Origin of the sequence: Corynebacterium testudinoris, assembly GCF_001021045.1 — a bacterium.
GTDB classification, from domain to species: domain Bacteria; phylum Actinomycetota; class Actinomycetes; order Mycobacteriales; family Mycobacteriaceae; genus Corynebacterium; species Corynebacterium testudinoris.
Window position 1 is genome coordinate 643,986 of sequence record NZ_CP011545.1, and the last position, 20,393, is coordinate 664,378.

At 65.4% G+C, this 20,393-nt stretch carries 17 protein-coding genes; 11 read left to right on the forward strand and 6 right to left on the reverse strand.

Features of this window, described 5'->3' with window-relative positions; genetic code table 11:
• Positions 1-166 precede the first annotated feature (166 nt).
• Entirely contained in the window at positions 167-610 is a 444-nt protein-coding gene (locus CTEST_RS03200) for a hypothetical protein (protein ID WP_236686126.1), read from the forward strand.
• On the opposite strand, the gene CTEST_RS03205 is transcribed toward CTEST_RS03200, so the two are convergent.
• The gene (locus CTEST_RS03205; RefSeq protein ID WP_047252516.1) at positions 607-1,827 is read right to left on the reverse strand and encodes an Rv3212 family protein; all 1,221 of its coding nucleotides are present in this window, start codon (positions 1,825-1,827) and stop codon (positions 607-609) included. The two genes, CTEST_RS03200 and CTEST_RS03205, sit on opposite strands and share 4 nt — an antisense overlap.
• The gene (locus tag CTEST_RS03210) at positions 1,824-3,131 is read right to left on the reverse strand and encodes a DEAD/DEAH box helicase (protein ID WP_047252517.1); all 1,308 of its coding nucleotides are present in this window, start codon (positions 3,129-3,131) and stop codon (positions 1,824-1,826) included. Before CTEST_RS03210 ends, CTEST_RS03205 begins: the two co-directional genes overlap by 4 nt.
• A 38-nt stretch (positions 3,132-3,169) precedes the next feature.
• Between CTEST_RS03210 and CTEST_RS03215 the strand changes: the two genes are divergently transcribed.
• From CTEST_RS03215 to CTEST_RS03250, 8 genes are read left to right on the forward strand one after another with little or no spacing between them, the layout of a single operon-like run.
• Complete coding sequence (locus tag CTEST_RS03215) at positions 3,170-3,397, forward strand: DUF3107 domain-containing protein (protein WP_047252518.1); 228 nt, start codon at positions 3,170-3,172, stop codon at positions 3,395-3,397.
• A gap of 6 nt (positions 3,398-3,403) precedes the next feature.
• A complete protein-coding gene (locus tag CTEST_RS03220; protein ID WP_047252519.1) occupies positions 3,404-4,300 on the forward strand; it encodes a DUF3152 domain-containing protein in 897 nt (298 codons plus the stop codon).
• Positions 4,270-5,067 (forward strand): TIGR02569 family protein, encoded by a 798-nt coding sequence (locus CTEST_RS03225; protein ID WP_236686127.1) that lies wholly within the window; start codon positions 4,270-4,272, stop codon positions 5,065-5,067. Before CTEST_RS03220 ends, CTEST_RS03225 begins: the two co-directional genes overlap by 31 nt.
• A 3-nt stretch (positions 5,068-5,070) precedes the next feature.
• Positions 5,071-8,130, forward strand: coding sequence for an ATP-dependent DNA helicase (locus CTEST_RS03230; RefSeq protein ID WP_047252521.1), 3,060 nt, complete (start codon positions 5,071-5,073; stop codon positions 8,128-8,130).
• Positions 8,123-11,341, forward strand: coding sequence for an ATP-dependent helicase (locus tag CTEST_RS03235; protein WP_047252522.1), 3,219 nt, complete (start codon positions 8,123-8,125; stop codon positions 11,339-11,341). Before CTEST_RS03230 ends, CTEST_RS03235 begins: the two co-directional genes overlap by 8 nt.
• A gap of 39 nt (positions 11,342-11,380) precedes the next feature.
• A complete protein-coding gene (locus CTEST_RS03240) occupies positions 11,381-12,457 on the forward strand; it encodes a potassium channel family protein (RefSeq protein ID WP_047252523.1) in 1,077 nt (358 codons plus the stop codon).
• Positions 12,454-13,176 (forward strand): NAD(+) diphosphatase, encoded by a 723-nt coding sequence (locus CTEST_RS03245; protein ID WP_047252524.1) that lies wholly within the window; start codon positions 12,454-12,456, stop codon positions 13,174-13,176. Before CTEST_RS03240 ends, CTEST_RS03245 begins: the two co-directional genes overlap by 4 nt.
• Positions 13,173-15,218 carry an ATP-dependent DNA helicase UvrD2 gene (locus CTEST_RS03250; protein WP_047252525.1) on the forward strand — a complete coding sequence of 682 codons (2,046 nt, stop codon included), beginning with the start codon at positions 13,173-13,175 and terminating at the stop codon, positions 15,216-15,218. The genes CTEST_RS03245 and CTEST_RS03250 overlap by 4 nt, the downstream gene beginning before the upstream one ends.
• On the opposite strand, the gene CTEST_RS03255 is transcribed toward CTEST_RS03250, so the two are convergent.
• Positions 15,215-16,018 carry a hypothetical protein gene (locus CTEST_RS03255; RefSeq protein WP_052844283.1) on the reverse strand — a complete coding sequence of 268 codons (804 nt, stop codon included), beginning with the start codon at positions 16,016-16,018 and terminating at the stop codon, positions 15,215-15,217. The genes CTEST_RS03250 and CTEST_RS03255 overlap by 4 nt on opposite strands.
• 54 nt (positions 16,019-16,072) lie before the next feature.
• Between CTEST_RS03255 and CTEST_RS03260 the strand changes: the two genes are divergently transcribed.
• Positions 16,073-16,582 carry a M48 metallopeptidase family protein gene (locus tag CTEST_RS03260; RefSeq protein ID WP_047252526.1) on the forward strand — a complete coding sequence of 170 codons (510 nt, stop codon included), beginning with the start codon at positions 16,073-16,075 and terminating at the stop codon, positions 16,580-16,582.
• On the opposite strand, the gene CTEST_RS03265 is transcribed toward CTEST_RS03260, so the two are convergent.
• On the reverse strand, positions 16,579-17,973 hold the full coding sequence (locus tag CTEST_RS03265) for a zinc-dependent metalloprotease (protein ID WP_047252527.1): 1,395 nt from the start codon (positions 17,971-17,973) through the stop codon (positions 16,579-16,581). The two genes, CTEST_RS03260 and CTEST_RS03265, sit on opposite strands and share 4 nt — an antisense overlap.
• A gap of 81 nt (positions 17,974-18,054) precedes the next feature.
• Between CTEST_RS03265 and CTEST_RS03270 the strand changes: the two genes are divergently transcribed.
• On the forward strand, positions 18,055-19,122 hold the full coding sequence (locus CTEST_RS03270; protein ID WP_047252528.1) for a YlbL family protein: 1,068 nt from the start codon (positions 18,055-18,057) through the stop codon (positions 19,120-19,122).
• Here CTEST_RS03270 and CTEST_RS13245 read toward each other — a convergent pair.
• Positions 19,119-19,772: a hypothetical protein gene (locus tag CTEST_RS13245; protein ID WP_144413207.1), complete on the reverse strand. Its 654-nt coding sequence runs from the start codon at positions 19,770-19,772 to the stop codon at positions 19,119-19,121. The genes CTEST_RS03270 and CTEST_RS13245 overlap by 4 nt on opposite strands.
• Positions 19,773-19,817: 45 nt before the next feature.
• A complete protein-coding gene (locus tag CTEST_RS03280; protein WP_047252530.1) occupies positions 19,818-20,357 on the reverse strand; it encodes a PPA1309 family protein in 540 nt (179 codons plus the stop codon).
• Positions 20,358-20,393 lie beyond the last annotated feature (36 nt).

The window sequence follows — 20,393 nt, forward strand, 5'->3', positions numbered from 1 at the left end:
GCTGACCTGCAATAACGCTGATGCTTGCTAAAGCACTTTTCTCCTGGAAACGTCAAATTCTCAGGAACCGGATCGCTTGGGTGGGAAGATTTTCCGGCCCGGTGGTGTCGCCGAAGGGGCCCACGGTGCTGTCGCGCTCCCATGGACCCCTATAGACTCAGTCAGCGTGACGAAAGAGAAGCCGATAGAGAATAAGCGCCCCCTCCCACCCGCTCCATTGCGTTGGGCGGGCACCATCGCCATTGTGCAGTCCGTCCTCGTGCTGTGCTTTGCGGCTTTCCTTATCTACCGCGACGTCACCGATGCCGAGCAGACGTCCCTGATCAGCGAGAACAGCAACATCGGCTGGGTGGGCACCGGCACCGCGATCTACCTCATCATCATTTTCGGCGCGATCATCGCCGCCGCGATCTCCATGATGCGCGGCCGCAAGTGGGGCCGAGGCCCCGTGGCCATGTGGGAAATGATCCTGCTTCCCATCTCTTATTACATGTTCACCGAGGGCGCAGCTGCGGCCGCAGCGATTTCTGCCATCTCGGCGATTGTCGCGCTGGCGTGCCTGTTTAACCGCCAGTCCTTGGACTGGGTGGCTGCCTCCTACGGCCGCTAGTTCAGACCCACGAGGCTGTCGCCTCGCTTCTCGACGACCGCGTCTCCCGCCACGTTGAGCGACACCATCCCGTCGACCGTCCCACGGTCAACCGGGATGGTTTTTTCCATTGCTCCTGCCTCCCAGTCGTAGACGGCGATGCCGTCGTCCACGGGGACGAGGAGCCGATCGCCGACGGCGACACCGGGGCCAATGGCTTCTTCGATGATGAAGGCAACCTCGAGGGTGGAGGGTTGGAGCAGGTAGAGGCGCTCGCCATCGAACCACGTCATGTGGTGCGGCAAATCCGCAACCACCGGTGCGATGGCTGCGGTGCTGTCTGCGGCGGCGTCGATAAGCGGGGAGGAGGGCACGTCCCGATCCCACAACTTAGTTCCCTCCTTGTCCACGCCGATGAGGCGGGGAGTATCGCCCGGCACGTAGACGGCGGCGGCCTCCTGGGCGACGGCGATGACGCGGGCGCCGGGGGAGCTGAGCAACGTCTCGTGGAGGACTTCGGGCTTGCGGGATTCCTCGGGCGTGGCATCAAGTAGGCGAAGCCACGTGCTGCCATCACAAAAATCGGTGATGGCGAGCAGCTCCGTCCGGGTGAGCGCCGAGGTGATCTGGCACCCCGGGTTGGGTTGGAGATTCGGCTCCTGGATGCCCTCGACCTCGCCGTACTCGACGGTGCGCACGAGATCGGAGCGCCACAGCTCGAGGCGCTCAGGAGCGACTGTGCCCACCCGATCGTTGGAGGAGATGCCGACGACCTCATCCGGGGCAAGCGAACTGCGCGTGTCGTCGTACTGGCCGGTCGAGGCCTTGATGGACACGACGTCACCGCAACCGGCGTTGGAACGATACGTGGCCACGACCTCGCCCCAGGCCGCAGCAACGGCGCAGACGTCGAGGTCGCGATCGTAGCGCCATACCTCAGAGCCGCTGGGATCCACCGCCACGAGGGAGCGATCCTCGACGCTGATGACCAGACCGTCCACCACCAACGGTTGCCGCGAACCGGGCAGCGGAACGTCCGGACGGCTCCACGCGGGGGAGAGCTGATCCGGGACGCTGGTGCGGGGGCCGGGGTTGACGTACTCGGTGGCGGCGGGGGTGAGGTGAGAGGAACGGATCGGCGCGGTCGCCCACACTCCTCCCACGGCCATCAGGCACACAGCCGTGATGGCGCCGGTGGCAATGAGGTCTCCGCGTGTTCGGCGCAGGGGGGCGCTCATCGACGGCGGGGCCTTCCGCCACGGTTGGGGGTCCGATTGGGACGCGCGGGACGGGTGACGGCTCCACCGCCCAACACCTTCCGGGCAGGCCCGACGGTCTCGCTCGTTCCGGTGGGAATGTCCAGGGCCTCAAGGAGCTCGGGGGAGGTGGAAAACCACTGCGGCGGTTCCGGGATGTCGAGCCCCAGCTCATCGTTGATGGCCTGCCACTTCGGCAGCTCGTCATAGCCCACGAGGGTGACGGCGGTGCCGGAATGACCCGCGCGACCGGTGCGGCCGATTCGGTGCACGTAGGTCATCGGATCATCCGGAGTCTGATAATTGATGACGTGGGTGACGTCGTCGATGTCAATGCCGCGGGCGGCGACATCGGTGGCCACCAACAAATCGATCGTGCCCTGGCGGAAAGCGTTGAGCGACTTCTCGCGGGCTGGTTGGCCCATGTCGCCGTGGACGGCGCCGACCGCGAAGCCGCGCTCCGCCAGCTGCTCCGCCACTTCTGCGGCCGTGCGTTTGGTGCGCGCAAAGATGATGGTCTTGCCGCGCCCGGTGGCCTGGACAATGCGGGCGGTAACAGCCGCCTTGTCCATGCGGTGCGCCTGGAACACCACCTGACGAGTGGTCGAGTGGGTCTGAGCAGAGCCCACCTCCTCGGCGCGGATGTGCACGGGCTTGGTGAGGAAGCTGCGGGCGAGAGTGATGATCGGCCCAGGCATCGTCGCTGAGAACAGCATCGTCTGATGCTCGTGGGTGAGCGCCCGGAGGATCTTTTCAATATCGGGCAAGAACCCCAGGTCAAGCATCTCGTCGGCCTCATCGAGCACGAGCACTGCCACCTGGTCCAGGTGCAGCTCGCCGCGATTGTAGAGGTCAATGAGGCGGCCAGGGGTGCCCACCACGACGTCGACGCCTTCCTCCAGGGCGGAGATTTGCTCCTCGTACGGGCGACCGCCATAGATGGTGACCATCCGGACCGGCAGCTTGGCGGCCGCGCGCTCCAGATCTTCCCCCACCTGGACGGCGAGCTCACGCGTCGGGACGATGACCAGCGCGCGCGGGGTGCCGTCGAGTTCCTCCACCTCAGCCGAATCGAAGACGCGATCCAGGAGGGGAACACCAAAGCCCAAGGTCTTGCCCATGCCGGTGCGGGCCTGGCCGATGAGATCAACCCCATCGAGCGCCAGCGGAAGCGTCAGCTCCTGGATTGCGAAGGTATGGGTGATCCCTTGGGAGGCCAGCGCCTCGCAGATCTCCGCAGCCACGCCGAGCTCGGCGAAGGTCGGAGAGGAGTTTGATGCAGACACACCTTAGATACTACGGCCTCCCGTCTATGATGGACCGCATGGATATCAAGATCGGCTTTGTAGATTCTCCCCGCGAACTAGTAATCAACCTCGAATCGGACCAGCAAGCGGTGGTTGCCCAGGTCAATGAGGCCCTCAACGGCGACGCTCGCACCCTGCACCTGGTCGATTCGAAGGACCGTGCGTACATCATTTCTGTCTCCCGCATTGCTTACGTCGAGGTCGGTACCCCGACCCATCGCTCCGTCGGTTTCGCTGGAGCCTAATAGTCCATGGCGAAGCGTTCCCGTGACACCTTGTTCGTGAGCCTGGCTCGCGAACTGGGTTGGCGCGCCTACGCCATCCCCGTTCTCATCGTCATCACCATCTGGGTGTTGGTGGACGTGTTTAGTGGTGCGCCGGAGGGGGAGATCACGGCCGATGGGGACCTCACCCCGACCGTGGGTTCCGGCTCGGCGCAGACCCCCGGAAACTCCGGGCCTAACCCGGCGGATTCCCCCGCCCAGGCCCTTCCGCCGACGGAGCTTCCGCCGGGCGGGCCCTATGCGGAACGGGGTGACCGCACCTACCGCGTCGTCGGCACGCCAGGCATGCAGGCGGGCGAGGGGCGCGAGAAGACCGTCACCTATGTCGTTGAGGTGGAAAACGGCGTGGATACCGCCGGCTCCGGCGGCGATGATGCCCTCTCCGCGCTCGTTGACGCCACCTTGTCTAACCCCAAGGGCTGGACCAACGACCCTCGTTTCCGTTTCGTGCACGTCGCTGCTGACCAGGAGCCGGATATGCGCATCCAGCTGACCAGCGTCGACACCACCCACGCCATGTGCGGTAGTGACCTGGAGATGGAAACCAGCTGCCACATTAATCTCGACGGGGTCAGCCATGTCGTCATCAATGAATCCCGCTGGGTGCGGGGCGCGACGACGTACAACGGCGACCTCGGCTCGTATCGCCAATACCTGCTCAACCACGAAGTGGGACATGGCATTGGCTACGCGGCCCATGAGGCCTGCGGCAGCAACGGTGAGCTCGCCCCGATCATGATGCAGCAAACCCTGAGCCTGAATAACCGCGAGCTGCATAGCTTCAACCCCGACGAGGTCTACCCAGACAACTCCGATACCTGCGTCTTCAATCCGTGGCCCTACCCAAGGCCGGCGGTCCTGTGACCGGGGAGCACGCGGAAGTCGTACCTTCCCACGTCATCTCGGCATTTCAGGGAAAGGAAGGCCGGGCCGAGCGCGCCGGGCATGCCTGGGACAACGGGTGGCGGATCGGTTCCATCGTCTACGCCCGGTCCGGTCGGGTGTCCACCGGCTGGTCGGCGAAGCTGCGCACAACCCTGCAGGTGGAAGGGGTACGCATCGCCCGCCCAGTGCGTTCCACCGACGGTCGCTTCGTCGTGGCTGGGTGGAATGCCTCCACCTGGATCGACGGGGAGTTGGCGCGCCGGGTCGATGAGACCGTTGGCGTCGCCGTGCGCCTGGCGGATGCGTTGGCCGGGCAGGCTCCGCCGCCCGCCCCGGAGGTGGAAGACCCCTTTGTTCTCGCTGACCGCCGGGCGTGGGAGGAGACCGCGGAGGAGTACCGCCCGCTGGATGTTCCGCTCCAGGTGGGGCACGCCGATTTGCTGGCGTCCACGATCTATCACGGCACGCAGGCGCCGGCGATCACGGACATCATTCCGTGCGGGGCCCCGCGTCCGCATGGCTACACCGCCGCTTTGGTCATGGTCGATGGGCTCATCGCTGGTGCGGTCGACGACGCCATCGTCGACCGTTTCCGGCACATTCCCGACATCGATCAGCTTCTCCTGCGGGCAGTTGCTTATCGACGCCACCTCAATGACCTGCACCCCGACGCAACATCGAACGCGCGTTCCCATATTCGACGGGTGGAGGATGTCCTCATGTTGAAGCTGGCTGACACACTATAGGGCATGTCGACTCCTGCCCCGATGTACGCCGTGGACCCCAAGGTCCGTTTGGTCCCCCGCCGCCTGGATCTGCCGGACCGGGACTGGCCCTTCGACCTACCCGCCACCGGCACGTGGCGGGTGACCGGACAGGCAGGGTCCGGGGTGACCAGCCTGCTCGTGGACACGGTCGTCGCGCGCTTGGCCACCGCCGGAGTCGACCCGTCCGGGGTGCTCGTCGTGGCCGCCTCCAAGGAGTCGGGTGCCCGCATCCGCCGGGAGCTCAATGATCGCCTGGCGGGGACGGACTTCGCGTCCCAGGCCCCCCTCGTCCGCTCTGTGCACTCCTTGGCGTTCGCGTTGCTGCGGGATGCCTCCGAGGAACCCATTCGCCTCATCACCGGCGCGGAGCAGGACACCGTCATTCGCGAGCTGCTGCAGGGTCAGGCCGATGATGCGCGCGGGAGCTGGCCAGCGGAGATTCGCCCCGCGTTGACGTTCGTCGGCTTTGCCCGTCAACTGCGCGACTTCCTTCTGCGTTCGGCGGAGCGGGGCCTGTCCCCGGAACGCCTGGAATCCTTAGGTGCCCAGCATGGGCGTCCGATGTGGTCGGCGGCGGGGGAGTTCCTCAGGGAGTATGAGCAAACCCAAGCACTGTCGGCGGCCTCGAGTTACACCAGCTACAGCGCCTCCGAGCTCGTGGGGGCGGCGCTGGACAAGGGGGTGAGCTCACGGTGGCACACCCTCATCGTCGATGATGCCCAGCACCTCGACCCCACGTCGGCCTCGCTGTTGAGCCAGCTCGTCCCGGGCACGGAGTTGGTTGTGATCGGGGGCGACCCGGAGCAGTCGATTTTCCATTTCCGCGGCGCTTCCCCCGCTTTCCTCCGGGAGTTCCCCGCCGAGCATGAACTCGATGTGGGGGCTAGTCGGCGCGCCCCCCAGCGGGAAGTCGTTATCGTCGATACCCGCACCACCCAGCACGATCTCATCGCCGATACACTTCGCCGCGCCCACCTCCTCGATGGGGTGCCGTGGTCGGAGATGGCCGTCATCGTTCGCTCCACAGGTCAGATCGGGGCTGTTCGGCGCGCGCTCCTCGGGGCGGGCGTGCCGGTGCATCTCAACCCGACCGATGTGGTGTTGGCGGAACAACGCATCGTCGCCAGCCTCGTCCTGGGCATCCGGGCGCTCACGGAATCCCTCAGCCCCACCGAAGTCGATGATCTGGTTCTTGGCCCCATCGGCGGCGCCGATCCTGTCACGCTGCGGCGCCTCATCCGCGGCCTGCGCCGGTTCAATCCGGACAAGCGCGGCAAGGACACCCTCATCGACCTCCTCGCCCCGGAGGCGGAGCTGCCCGACTTTGGCACCCTGCTCACCGAACGTGAGCAGCACATCCTTCTGCGCATCCGTCGGGTCCTCGACGCTGGGCGCGCGGCGCTCGATGCCCACGGCAGCGTCGAAGAGGTGTTGTGGGCCGTGTGGTACGCCACCGGCTTGTCGGATCACCTGCTCGCCGCGTCGCTGCGCGGCGGCGTCACCGGCTCCCAGGCCGATCGCGATCTTGATGCCGTCATGTCGCTTTTTGATGCCGCTGGTGACTATGCCGAGCGCCGCCCCACCGGCAGCCTCCACAGCTTCATCACCACCATCACGGAGCAGGAGCTGCCCACCGGAGTCCGCGACCGGCGCTCGGCAGTGCCCGAGGCCGTTGCCCTGCTCACCGCCCACGGCACCGTGGGCAATCAGTGGCACACTGTCGTCGTCGCCGGGGCGCAAGAAGGAGCATGGCCGTCGCTCGGCGAGACGGGTTCGTTGTTTGACCAAGAAGAGCTCGTGGATCTCCTCGACGCCGATGTTGACCCCAACCTGCCGATTTCGCACACCGCCGACCGCCTCAAGGAAGAGCGTCGGCTATTCCACGTCGCCACCAGCCGCGCCACCCACTCGCTGTTGCTCACCGGAATCTATGCCCCCGACGCCGACGAGGTCACGGAGCCGTCCCGCTTCCTCGAAGAGTTCTGCACTGCTCACAAACTGGAGGTGCAGCGCTACGCCAGCGACCCCGCAGCCTCCGGAAAAGACTACGAGCCCCTCCACGTGCGCCTGCTGTCGAGCCCGGCACTCCTCGCCGAACTACGCCGCGCCGTGTGTGATCCCACCGCCCGCAGCGACGTCCGCCAGCAAGCTGCCCGCCAACTCGCCCGACTCGCGCAGGCCGGAGTCCCCGGAGCCGACCCGGAACACTGGTGGACCACGACGGAGCCCTCCACAGCCCAGGCGCTGCCCAGCGCCCGGGCACTGTCCCCGTCGCGCATCGAAGGCCTGCTCACCTGCCCGCTGCGCGAGGTCGTGGGCAAGCTCTGGGACGAAGAAGAATCACCCATCGCCCTCACGCGCGGCAACCTGGCCCACTATTACCTGGAGGCGCTGGGGCGGGGAGTGGATCCGGAGGTCGCCCAGAAGCTGGTGGTATCCGGTTTTGCCCAGATCCTCGATGATCCGGAATGGCGCCGGGATACTGCTGAGGAGGATTTCACTCGCCTGTTGCTGCGGACCCGGCAGTGGTTGGACGCCCACCGCGGGGCCCACGACCTCGTCGGGGTTGAGGTGCCGCTCGACGTCGAGGCCGTCGACGGCGTGCGCATTGCCGGACGCATGGATCTGCTCAGCCGCGAAAAGGACGGCGGCGTCAAGGTCGTCGATTTGAAGACGGCTCGGACCGCCATCACCAAGAAGAAGCTGGCGGAGCACGCTCAGCTCTTTGCCTATGAGCTCGCGTTAGGGAAGGGGGCGCTGGTGGACGGCCAGGTGGTCGATGCCCCCACGCCCGATGATGCCCTCCACGTCGCCTCCGGGGTGCTGCTCTATCCCGGCACCGACACCGTCAAGATCACCGATCTGGAGCAAGTAGCCCGCACGGAGGAGGAGTTGGCGGAGTTCGCCGCCTTGCTTCCCCCGTTGTTGGCAGAGATGACCGGCCCGTTGCTCACCGCGCGAGTCAATGACCACTGCTCTTCCTGCCAGATCAGAGCTATCTGCCCCGTCCAGCCCGAAGGGAAGTTGACCATCGATGCCTAATGCGATCAGCCCGGAGCTTCTCTCCAAGGTTTTGGGGCAGGAACACACTCCGACCAAGCAACAGTCCGACATCATTGGCGCCGACCCAGGGCCACTGCTCGTCGTGGCTGGTGCCGGTGCGGGCAAAACCGAGACGATGGCCGCCCGCGTGGTCTGGTTGATTGCGAACCAGATTGTTACTCCCGACCAGATTCTGGGATTGACGTTTACCCGCAAGGCCGCCCAGGAGCTCAGCGCCCGCATCCGCGGTCGGCTGCAGACCTTGGCGGGAACTCCGAAGATCCGTGACCTCGACCCGAGCGGCACCCTCGCCGATGATGTGGTCAACCTCACGCCGACCGTTTCCACCTATGACGCCTACGCCGCACAACTGGTCCGGGAGTACGGGCTCCTCGTGCCGGTCGAGCCCGCCAGCCGGATGATCACTGCTGCGGAGCTCCACGGCATCGCCTACCAGGTGGTCAAGGATTATCGCGGTCGGCATTCCGCCACCGGCCAGGCGGGGACGGTCACCGAGAGGCTGCTCAGGCTCATCACCGACATGGGCAACAGCCTGGCCACCCCGGAAGACGTCATCGAGGAATCTCGCGCGTTTATCAAGGAGCTGGAATCCCTACCGCCGTACGGCAAAAAGCCCCCGGAGTACTTCACCAAGGACCAGCAGAGGTGGATGAAGGCGCAGCAGGAGCGCATCGATCAATTCCCCCTCGTGGAGCAGTTGCAGCAGGAACTGGCGAACCTGCGGGTGACCACCTTCAACGAGCAGATGTCGGTGGCGGCCCGCCTCGCGTCAACGCATGCCTCGGTGGGGCAGTCCCAGCGCCGGCGCTTCAAGGTCGTCATGTTGGACGAATACCAGGACACCTCCCATTCCCAGCGGGTGTTGTTGACCAGCCTCTTCGGCGGGCACACCGATGTCACAGTCACCGCCGTCGGTGATCCCATGCAGGCGATCTACGGCTGGCGCGGGGCTACCTCTGCCAACCTCAAGGAATTTGTCCACGATTTCCCCCTCGATCCCGCCACGGGCACACCAGCGCCGAAACGCCAGCTGACCACCTCCTGGCGCAACCCCGCCGAAGTGCTCACACTGGCCAACCACGTCAGTGATCAGCTCTTGGGCAGGGGCCCCGATCGCCCCGTGGAGGAGCTGACACCGCGGGATGGGGCACCGCAAGGGCACGTATCCATCGGCTACTTCGCCACCGCCGAGGATGAAGTCAACGCCGTCGCCGACCTGCTCAACGAGCAGTACCTGCGCTCGCAGGGCGAGAAGTTCACCGCCGCCGTGCTCGTGCGCAAGAACAAACACACCGCCGAGATCGCCCGCGCCCTGGAACACCGGGGAGTGCCCTACGAGGTGTTTGGGCTCGGCGGATTGCTGTCGCTGCCGGAGATTGCTGATCTTGTGGCTATTGCCACCATGCTCATCCGGCCGCAAAACACTCCGGCGGCGTTGAGGATCCTCGCTGGCCCCAGCGTGGGGCTCGGCCTGGCCGATCTCGTTGCCCTGCGTGACCGCGCCCGCAATCTCACCGCCGGGGCGGACAACGATCAACGCCGACTCCGCCTGGGAGAGGACGTGCTGCCGGAAGATCGGCTGCGCGCCCAGGTCGACGCGATCCTGGCGGACCCGCCGGAGCAGATCGCCGGCCTGACCGACGCGGTGGCGGACCTGGGTGAGCGTTCCCGCTACTCCGCCGAGGGCGTCCGCCGCCTCGAGATGCTGAGCAGCCGGTTGCGCGCCCTGCGCACGCACAGCCTGAGCAAATCCCTGCCCGACCTGTTCGGTGACATCGTCGAGGTCTTCGGGATTCGCACGGAGGTGCTGGCACGGCCGAACACGGTGGGCCCCGTGCACCTCGATGCCTTCCTCGACTCGGTTGCCTCCTATCCCGGGGACAGCCTCGCCGGATTGCTCGACTACTTCGAGCTGGCCCGCCAACACGAGGATGGCCTCGCGCCGGGTGACGCCGTGGTCAAGGAGGACCGCGTGCAGATCATGACCGTCCACAAAGCCAAGGGCCTGGAGTGGGGCACGGTCAGCGTCCTCCACGCCGATAAGAACACCTACCGGGGTAATACGGAGACGTTTCTCACCCAATCTTCCCGCGTGCCCGACGCCGAGGTGGACACGAGCGAGGCGGAGAACCGCTCCCAGTTTTCCAAGCTCTTTGAGGAATACCGGGAAGAAAAGAAAGCCGAGCTGGCGGAGGAGAATGCTCGCCTGTTCTACGTGGCCCTCACGCGAGCCGAACACAACCTCATCATCACGGCCTCTCCCAGTGGGCAACGGCCGGGACCCTATGAGCACCTGGAAGGCCTGAAAGGCCTGAACGACACGAAAGACAAAGTCACAGTGGATGTGTTGGCCTGGGAGGTGGGGGAGGGGGACGTCGATAAGCAACCGGCGGAGCCGGCCGAGACGGGGACATTCCCCTACCTCCGCGCGGAGCCCAACGCGGTGGCGGGCGCGGAGTTGGTGCGGGCGGCGATGGATGAGCTGCCGCCGCTCACCCCGGGTGAGACTTTCGACTTCTGGGAGCGGGAAACGGCCGCGCTCATTGAGGAGCAGGAGGCGTTGCTCGCCCCGACGGTGGAGGTGGAACTACCCGGCGAGCTCACGGCCTCTGACCTGGTGGCTCTGCGGTCGGATGCGCAGCAATTTGCAAAGCGCCAACGCCGCCCGGTGCCATTCAAGCCGAATACCTTTGCCAAGCGGGGCACGGCCTTCCACCAGTGGTTGGAGGACCGCTTCGGCGCGACGGCGCTGCTGGATGAGGATGAGCTGCCGGGCATCGACGAGGAGAACGTCGATTCGGCGGAACTGGATGATCTCAAGGAGGCTTTCGCCCGGAGCGAGTGGGCCGAACGGACACCGGAGCAGGTGGAGCAACCCTTCGAAGTGAGCATCGGCGATACCGTCGTGCGCGGGCGAATGGACGCGGTATTCCGGGACCCTGATGACCCGGACGGGTGGATGATCGTGGACTGGAAGACAGGCCGAAAGCCGACGGGCGAGGACCGGCAGGCAGCCATCATCCAGCTGGCGGTCTACCGGGAGGCGTGGGCGCGTATCACCGGGACGACGGAGCCGATTCGCGCGGCATTCCATTACGTTGCCACCGGGGAGACCTTCGAACCGCGCGATCTGCCGGATCGGGCCAGGCTGGAGGCACTGCTGGTCTCATCGACCGGTGGAAACGACTAGGGTTAGCGCGGTAGAGACAGATGTGGGCAAGGAGTAAACATGCCGGGACGGATACGGGACAAGTTCAGCGGCGACGCTGAGCTGAGCAAGATGCCCGACCACACCTTGTTGGGCATTATCAATATTCCCGGCGAGATCGCGGCGAGCCCCTGGCTGCTCATCGGTCGGCGCATTCTCTACGCCCTCGCGTTGCTATTCGTGGTGGCCGGTATCGTCTACGTCGATCGCGGGGGCTATTCCGAAAGCCTCACCTTCATCGATGCCTTCTATTATTCGGCGGTGTCGCTGTCCACCACCGGCTATGGCGACATCACGCCCGTGACGCAGTCGGCCCGGCTGATCAACATCATCATCATCACCCCGATCCGCATCGCCTTCGTTATCCTCCTGGTCGGCACGACGCTGTCCGTGCTCACGGAGAATTCCCGCAAGACGCTGCAGATCCAACGTTGGAGGAGAACCGTGCGTAACCACACCATCGTCATTGGCTACGGCACGAAAGGCCGCTCCGCCGTGTCTGCCCTGCTGGCTGACGGTGTTCCCGCCGCCCAGATCGTCGTCATCGACACCGACAAGGCGTCCTTGGCCCGCGCCGAGCAGCAGGGCCTGGTCACCGTGTCCGGCAATGGCACGAAGGCCGAGGTGCTCAAGATCGCTGGCGTCACCCGCGCCCGGGCGGTCGTCGTTGCGCCGAACTCCGATGACACGGCCGTGCTGGTCACCCTGTCGGTCCGGGAGATTGCCCCGTCGGCGATGATTGTTGCCAGCGTGCGCGAATCCGAAAATCAGCACTTGCTGGAGCAGTCCGGCGCCGATTCGGTGGTGATTTCCTCCGAGACCGCCGGCCGGCTCCTGGGCCTGGCTACCGTGACGCCGACCGTGGTGGAAATGATGGAGGACCTGCTCAGCCCCGACGAGGGATTCTCCGTCGCGGAGCGCCCCGTCGGTGAGGATGAGGTGGGCGCGAATCCCCGCCACCTCGCGGACATTGTCCTCGGTCTGGTTCGTTCCGGCGAGCTCTACCGCATTGATTCTCCCGAGGCTGAGACCGTGGAGCCGGGCGATCGCCTGCTCTATATCCGCCGCGTGACCGGGGAGGACGTGAAGCGTCCGTGAGGGACTACCTTCCCGTTGACCCATCCGGGCACGTCCCCGTCAATGCTGCCGACCGTCCCGTTCGCTTATCGACGTCGCCTTCTCCCTCCGGCCCGGCCGTCCACCTAGGCGGTGGGCGGTGGGCCGTCCGCGTTGCGGACGTGTCGCCGTTCGGGGAGTCGGTGCGTGACGCCCGGTTCTTCGGCTACGACCGGGAGGTCTCCCGGGCGATCGCTCTGTTGCGCCACCGCGACGGCTACTGGTTCGATCCCGCAGACGGCAGTCGGCTGACCTTTGATGCAGACGGTATCCGCGCCGTCGGGGAATCCGGGCGGCAGGTGTTTCCGCGCGTCGACCCGGCCGTGATCGGCATGGTGCACCTCGCGGGCGCCGAGCGGATTCTGCTGGGCCGCAACGCCACCCGGGGCAGCTACTTCTCGCTCATCGCCGGGTACGTCGACGCCGGAGAAAACCTCGAGGAAGCGTTGAGCCGCGAAGTGTGGGAGGAAGTCGGTCGCCGCGTCTCGGATGTGACGTATTGGGGGAGCCAGCCCTGGGCGATCAGCGGCTCGCTCATGGTGGGCTTCACGGCGGTGACCTCCGACCGCGATCCGGTGGGCGACACCGATGGCGAGATCGTGGAAACCCGCTGGGTATCCCGCGATCAGCTTGCCGATCTGCCCCTGGCCCCTCCGGGGTCGATTGCCCACGCGATGATCACCGATTGGAGGAACTCATGATCAACCTGCAGGACTTGGATGATGACCAACGAGTTGCCGCCACCGCCCCCCGCGGTCCCGTGTGTATCCTCGCCGGTGCCGGGACGGGCAAGACCCGCACCATTACTTATCGCATCGCCCACCTTATTGACCAGGGTTTTGTTAGCCCCAACCGGGTCCTGGCGGTGACGTTTACTTCCCGGGCCGCGGGGGAGATGCGCCACCGCCTCAGCCTCATGGGCATCGGCGGCGTCCAAGCACGCACCTTCCACGCCGCCGCCCGCCGGCAACTGTCCTACTTCTGGCCCCAGGTCGCTGGGTCTTTGCCGTGGCGGCTGTTGGATAACAAGTTCCCCTTGGTCGGTCGGGCGGCACGGTCAGTCGGCGTCGAGTCCTCTAAGGAAAACGTCCGCGACCTGCTCAGTGAGATCGAGTGGGCGAAAGCCACCCTCATCAGCGCTGATCAGTATGTGGAGTTCACGGCCAACTCCGATCGCACCCCGCCGGTGCCAGCGGAGAAGGTCGCCGAGGTCTATCGGCGCTACGAGGCGTCCAAATCGACCGAGGAGGGAATCCTCCTCGACTTCGATGATCTCCTTTTGCACGTCGCCGCCGCCTTAGAAAATGCCCCCGGCGTGGCTGAGGAGTTCCGTGAGCAGTACCGAACCTTCGTCGTCGACGAATATCAGGACGTCACCCCCTTGCAGCAGCGCGTGTTGCAAGCGTGGCTGGGGGAGCGCGATGACCTCACCGTCGTCGGGGACGCCAACCAGACCATCTATTCCTTCACCGGGGCAACGCCCAGTTATCTGCTGGACTTTTCACGGACCTATGACAACGCGACCGTCGTCAAGCTGCAGCGGGACTACCGGTCCACCCCGCAGGTGACGGGAATGGCCAACACCGTCATTTCGAAGGCCACCGGGCGGGTGGCCGGCACGCGCCTGGAATTGGAGGGCATGCGGGCGCCGGGGCCACAGCCCACGTACAACGCCTACGACGACGAACCGACCGAGGCCCGCGAGGTCGCCGGGCAGATCCTCAACCTGCTCAACCAGGGCGTGCCCGCGAGCGAGATCGCCGTTCTCTACCGCATCAACGCGCAATCCCAAGCCTTCGAGCAAGCGCTCGCCGATGCCGGGATTGTCTATCAGGTGCGCGGTGGCGAGGGCTTTTTCAACCGCAATGAGATCCGCCAAGCCATCAGCGAGCTCGTCCGCGCAGCCCAGCGCACCGACCTGCCCGACGACCCGGTGGCCGTCTCCCGCGCCGCCCTCGCTCCCTTGGGGCTGACGCCAACCGAACCGGAAGGTGCCCAAGCCCGCGAGCGGTGGCAATCGCTCCAGGCACTCGTCGACCTCATCGAAGAGATCGTCCGCGCGACCCCCGACCTCGACCTCACGGGCGTGCTCGGGGCTCTGCGCCAACGCGCCGACGCCAAGCACCCACCGACCGTGGAGGGCGTCACCCTGGCGAGCCTGCACGCGGCCAAGGGCCTGGAATGGGATGCGGTGTTCCTCGTCGGCCTGGTGGACAACACCTTGCCCATCAGCCACGCCATCAAAGCCGGCGAGCACCAGATCGAAGAGGAACGCCGCCTGTTCTACGTCGGCATCACCCGTGCGCGGGAACACCTCCACCTGTCGTGGGCGCTGGCGCGGCAGGAAGGTGGGCGCAAATCCCGCACCCGCACCCGCTTCCTCGACGGGATTGTGCCCGAGTTGGACATCGAGAAGATTCCCGCGCGCACCGTGCGACCGAAACGGTGCCGGGTCTGCGGCCAACCGCTGGATACCCCAGCGGAGAGGGTCCTGGGCCGCCACGACGACTGTCCTTCGGGGGCCGATGAGGCGGTGTTTGACACATTGCGCGCCTGGCGCTCCGAGGTGGCCCGGGAGAACAATGTCCCCGCCTACCTCATCTTCTCCGACGCCACCCTCATGGCCGTCGCCGAGGCAGCGCCGCGGGATGAACCGGAGCTGCTTGATGTCCCCGGCATCGGCCCCGTCAAGGCCGAAAGATTCGGCGCGGACCTGCTCTCCCTGCTGGATTCCTTCCGCTAAAAGCAGATGGGGCATCGTGGGTGCGTGCCCCACACTTTTTCCTCGTCCGAACCATAGGGATCGACAGTGACGGTGTGCCCGGGTGGCGGCGCCATCCCGCGCAAGATATCGAGGGTGATCACGGCCAGCCGCACCGCCGTTGCCGTCACCACCACCGGGTCCGGGGCAACCGGCCCGCCCGGCAGCTGCGTGACCACGCGGTGCCAAAACTCATCCTGATCCGTGCGGTGCAGGTCGACGCACAAGGGGCACGCCCCGAGGTTCTGCATACGCACCGGGCCCACGACCCCACGCTTATCGACGATCGCCCCACTCACCCACCTGCCCACACAGCGCGCCAATGCGGGCGCCAACGCCCGCGCATGCGCCAACCGATCCACCACGAGCACCGGGGCATCAATGTCGAGCGTGGCAAGGTAGGACAACTCCGATTCGCCGCGCATGGGAGCGCGCACCCGCACCCCCGATTCCTCCAACAGCGACGCCGTCGTCATTGCCAACGATCCCCGTCCGATGAGCACCACCGTCTCGGTTCGAACCGGAACGAGCACATCGAACGCGATAAGATCATCCACGAGACTTCGCGCCGCAGCCAGAGATAACCCCAACGTGCTCAGCCCCTCAACCATCTGCGCCACGGTGTGCGGCGTGCGAGTTTTCAGCAACTCCGAAACGACCAACGGCGCCTGTTTCAGCTCCACGACCCCCGAACGGGTGGCATCGAGCCCAAACTGGACCGCCCGCTGCCCGCGCAGAAACACATGTGCTCCCGGAGCCAGCCGCACCCTCATCTCCGACATGTCAGTTTCCCCTTCCCCCTTCCGCACATTCGACCACAGATACAATGCGCTGTCATGCCCAGAGAGTTCGCCGAGATCGAAGTCATCCGCTCCGCCCGACGCACCCGCACGGTCCAGGCACGCCAGGTGGGGGAGAAGATCATCGTGCGCATTCCCGCCCGCATGAGCGCCGCCGAGGAGAAGAAAGCGGTGGCCAGCATCGTCGAGCGGCTGCGGCGCAAGACCACGAGTTCGCGGACCTCGGATGAGGACCTCCATGCCCGGGCCATGGCACTCAACGAGGACATCCTGGCGGGCCAAGCGCAGGTCGGATCGATACGTTGGGTGTCTAACCAACAACGACGCTGGGGATCATGCACCCCCTCCACCGGGGACATCCGCATCAGCGACCGCCTCAAAGACGTCCCCGACTACGTGCTCGATGCCGTCCTCGTCCACGAATTAACCCACACCTTCATCCCCGGCCATGGGCCGGAGTTTTGGGTGTGGGCGGATAAGGCGCCCAAGGCCGAGCGGGCCAAGGGTTACCTCGAGGCGTACCAGCGGCTAACGGGGACGGCTTAAGAGTCCTTATCTTCGGTATCGTCCTTGTCGGCCTCACCGCGGAGCATCTCCTCCAGCTTGGCAAACTCCTCATCAAAGCTATCGTCGCCGCCCTCATCGAGCAGGCCGTCGATGAACTCGGCGGAGTTGTCCAGGTGCTCGGCCAGCGGCATGAAATCCGGGTGCTCCCAGATCTTGTCGCGGCGCTGTTGACCCACGGCGACGTCGACGCGGCGCCACAGCTCCACGGCCTCGGTGATCTTCGGGGCGTTGAGCTCGATGCCGACGATCTTGGCAAAGGCCTGCTCGGCCGAACCACCGGACGCCCGGCGACGGCGCCAAGCTTCCGTCATTGGCACCGTCGCCGGCATGCGCTCCGCCAGCGCCTCAGTGACCACGTACTCCACCCAGCCTTCGACGAGCGCGAGGAGAGTCTCCAGCCGGGAGGCCGCTGCCGCGTTGCGGGAAGAGATGCGGGGGGACAAGTCCATGCCCTGCAGGCGCTGCATGGCATCGTGGAGGGCCGCCGGATCGCCGGTCTCAATGTTGAGCTCGCGGGTGGCTTCCTCGATGTGGGAGGTATCAATGACCAGGCCAGCTGCGTATTCCTCGACGGAGGCGACGATCCGCTCCACCAACCACGGCACGTGGCGGTACAAACGCTGCCGGGCCGATTCGCGGGCCGCAACGTAGACGATCACCTCTTGGGGTTTGATATCTAGATCCTTCGCCGCGGAAGAAATATTCGCCGGCAGCAGCGCCGTGACATCCGTCGGGGCGACGGGCAAACCAAAGTCCGAGCCAGTAAGTGCCTGGGAGGCTAGATCGCCGAGGGCGTTGCCCAGCTGCATGCCAAAGTTCATGCCGGAGAGCGAATTCATCACCTGCAACATTGGGCCAGCCATCTCGCGGGCCTGCTCCGGCAGGGACTCAATCTGCGCCTCATTCATGTGCTCCGCGACCGGGGTGACCAGGCGCTTCCACATCGGCAGCGTCTGGGTGAGCCAATCCTCTGAGTTCCACGCCAGGACGCGACCACCCGACGCGGGGAGGTCCGTGGAGTTATCCAGCCACAAGTCAGCCAGCCGCACAGCTTCCTGCACGGCGTTAGCATCCTGGTCCCGAACCGGAGACTGCGCGCCGATCTGCTGCCGGGCGATGCGCTCGGCGAGCTTGTAATTTACCGGATCCGAGTTCTCGGGAGAGTTCATCGTGGACCCCATGCCTGAGAGCATCTGGCCGAACTGGTTGAGCATGTCGCCCAGGCCGCCAGCACCCTGCCCCGAACTACTGGGGTCACCAGGGGTGCCAAACCCGAAAGCCTCGAAGGGGTTTTGCTCGCGGCGCCGCTTCTCATCGTCATCGTCGTCGTTGGAATTACCAAAATTAAAGCCAAATCCGCCTGTATTCATGTCCCCAATCTACCGGCGCTCACCCGCTATCGGCCATGGTGGTAGCAACGCTGACAGCGAACACAGGTAATCTGGCTCACCGTGAACCGTCCTCCTCGTCGCCTCCGCACCCTCGCCTGGGGATCCATTCCGGTGCTCGCTCTCTTCGCGCTCGTCTCCCTGGATCACGTCCCCGGCACTGAGATCTCGTTGACCGTGCCCTACGCGGCGGAAGGTCCGGGTCCGATCTTTGACACGCTTGGCGATGTCGAGGGGGTCCCCGTCGTCGAGATCGATGGCGCAGGGGAGCCGGTCGACGATACCGCCGGTCAGCTGCAGATGACTACGGTGTCCGTGCGTACCAATATGACCTTGTCTCAAGCGATTGGCCGCTGGCTGACCACGGACGACACCCTCGTGCCCATCGAGCAGATCTTCCCGCCCGACTTGTCCCAGGAAGAGGTGGAGCAGTCGAACCGGCAGGCGTTTAGCTCCTCGGAGGCGTCCGCCACGGTGGCGGCGATGAATCACCTCGGCCGCCCCGTGCAGGTAGTGGTGGCCGACATCGTGGAAGACTCCGCAGCCGAAGATGTCCTGGAAAGCGGGGATGTCATCGTGGGAGTGGATGGCCAACCCGTCGATCGCCCTGGACAGGTGCAGGACCAGGTGCGAGCGAAGAAGCCGGGCGACTCGGTGGACCTGGCGTTGGTGCGCGATGGTCAGCCGGAGAACGTCACGGTGACGCTGGGGGAAAATCCCCGCGACGCTGCCGTGCCCATGCTCGGCATCCTCATGAACTCCGAACCGACCGATGGCATTGACGTCTCTTACAACCTTCAGGACGTCGGCGGCCCAAGCGCCGGAATGATCTTCTCCCTGGCGGTCATTGACAAGCTGTCCCCCGGCGAGCTCAACGGTGGACGCCACGTCGCTGGCACCGGCACCATCTCCGAGGATGGGACAGTGGGTCCCATTGGCGGCATCGTGCATAAAGTACAGGCCGCTGAGGCCGATGGTGCCGAGCTATTTTTGGCCCCCGCCGTCAATTGCTCCGAGGCTGTCAGCCGCGACCACGGGGACATGGTCATTGCCAAGGTGTCCACCCTGGACGACGCCATCGCCGCCATGTCGGACTTCGCCGCTGGGCGCGACGTCGCTACCTGTTCTTAGGAGGCGTCTTCGGTCGGCTCCGCCGGGGCCGACGAGGTGCGCGACGCCAGGCCGAGCTCGTAGATCTTCTTTTCCGGGTCTTCGCGGTCAGATGACACCATTTGTTGCATGACCAGGCCCTTGTCATTGTCCACGACCGTGATCACCGCCGTTGTCCCCAACGTCGACCAACCAACCACGCGGGAGCCGGTGTCTTCCACTACGCGGGAGCTACGCAGTTCTGTCAGCAGCTGCGTCGTGGACGCGGCTTTCGATTGCGAATCGAAGAATTGGAACTGACCAACCTCGGCGCCGGAGCACTCATAGGCGTCATTGATCCCGCTCGGATTGCATGAGTCAAAATCCTCAAACAGCGACGCCGGGGCGAGCGAACCAAACAGCTTCTTCGCTTCCGCTACATCCTTGGGCATCCCATTCTTCGCCGAAGTCGCCGTCGTGCTTGCCGACGCCGTCGAATCCCCTGCATCCTCCACCTCTGTCGAGGTGGTCGTCGTCTCGGTGGATTCCGCAGGTGTGGTGGTCGATGTTGTCTCTGAAGGAGCAGGCGTGGGGTCGCCTTCGTCATTGTTGTTGCCACACGCGACTAACCCCGCACTCAACGCAACGCAAGCGGCGAGAGCAGAGAGGCGGGCAGTGGGAGAGTGGCGCACGACGGTGTTACTCCTCAGGGCTGTTCTTAAGACGTCCCGGCTAGTCTAGTCGACTGCTTCCGGGTCCTGCTCAAGGCCATATCGCAATGCCAGGAGCACTCCCGGGGCGACGCCCGGGCCGCCGCGGAGATTTATTCGGTCCTCCGCGAAGGGATCGCCCTCCGCTAATTCTTCCTCGGTGGGCCGCATTTGCAGCAGCGTCAGCTCCACTCCTTCGGCGCGCAGGACACCGGAGTAGAGGCGCGCGGGGCGGGGAGCCACCTCACTGTCCTCATCGGCATCGGCGGTGTCCCGGAACGTGATCTCCTGGGCCAGGATTACCCCTTCCACCTCAGTCGGCCAGGCCAAACGGGAGAGGTAGTCCCCCAGTTCGTCGGAGCCGGGGAGGATGTGGGACGGCAGATCCTGCACCACCAGGGTCAGCGGAGACGCCTCATCGGGGTCGGCTAATTGGTCGGCCAGCAGCGCTGTGGGGACCAGCGCGAACAGCGTCGGCGGGGCATCCCAACCTTCTGCATGCACGAACTCGACGGCCTCTAGCATCGCGGCGTTGAGAGCCGGAGTGGCGGAATCGGGTGCACTCATCGTTCATCCTTTTGGTCACGAAGGGGGGAATTTCTC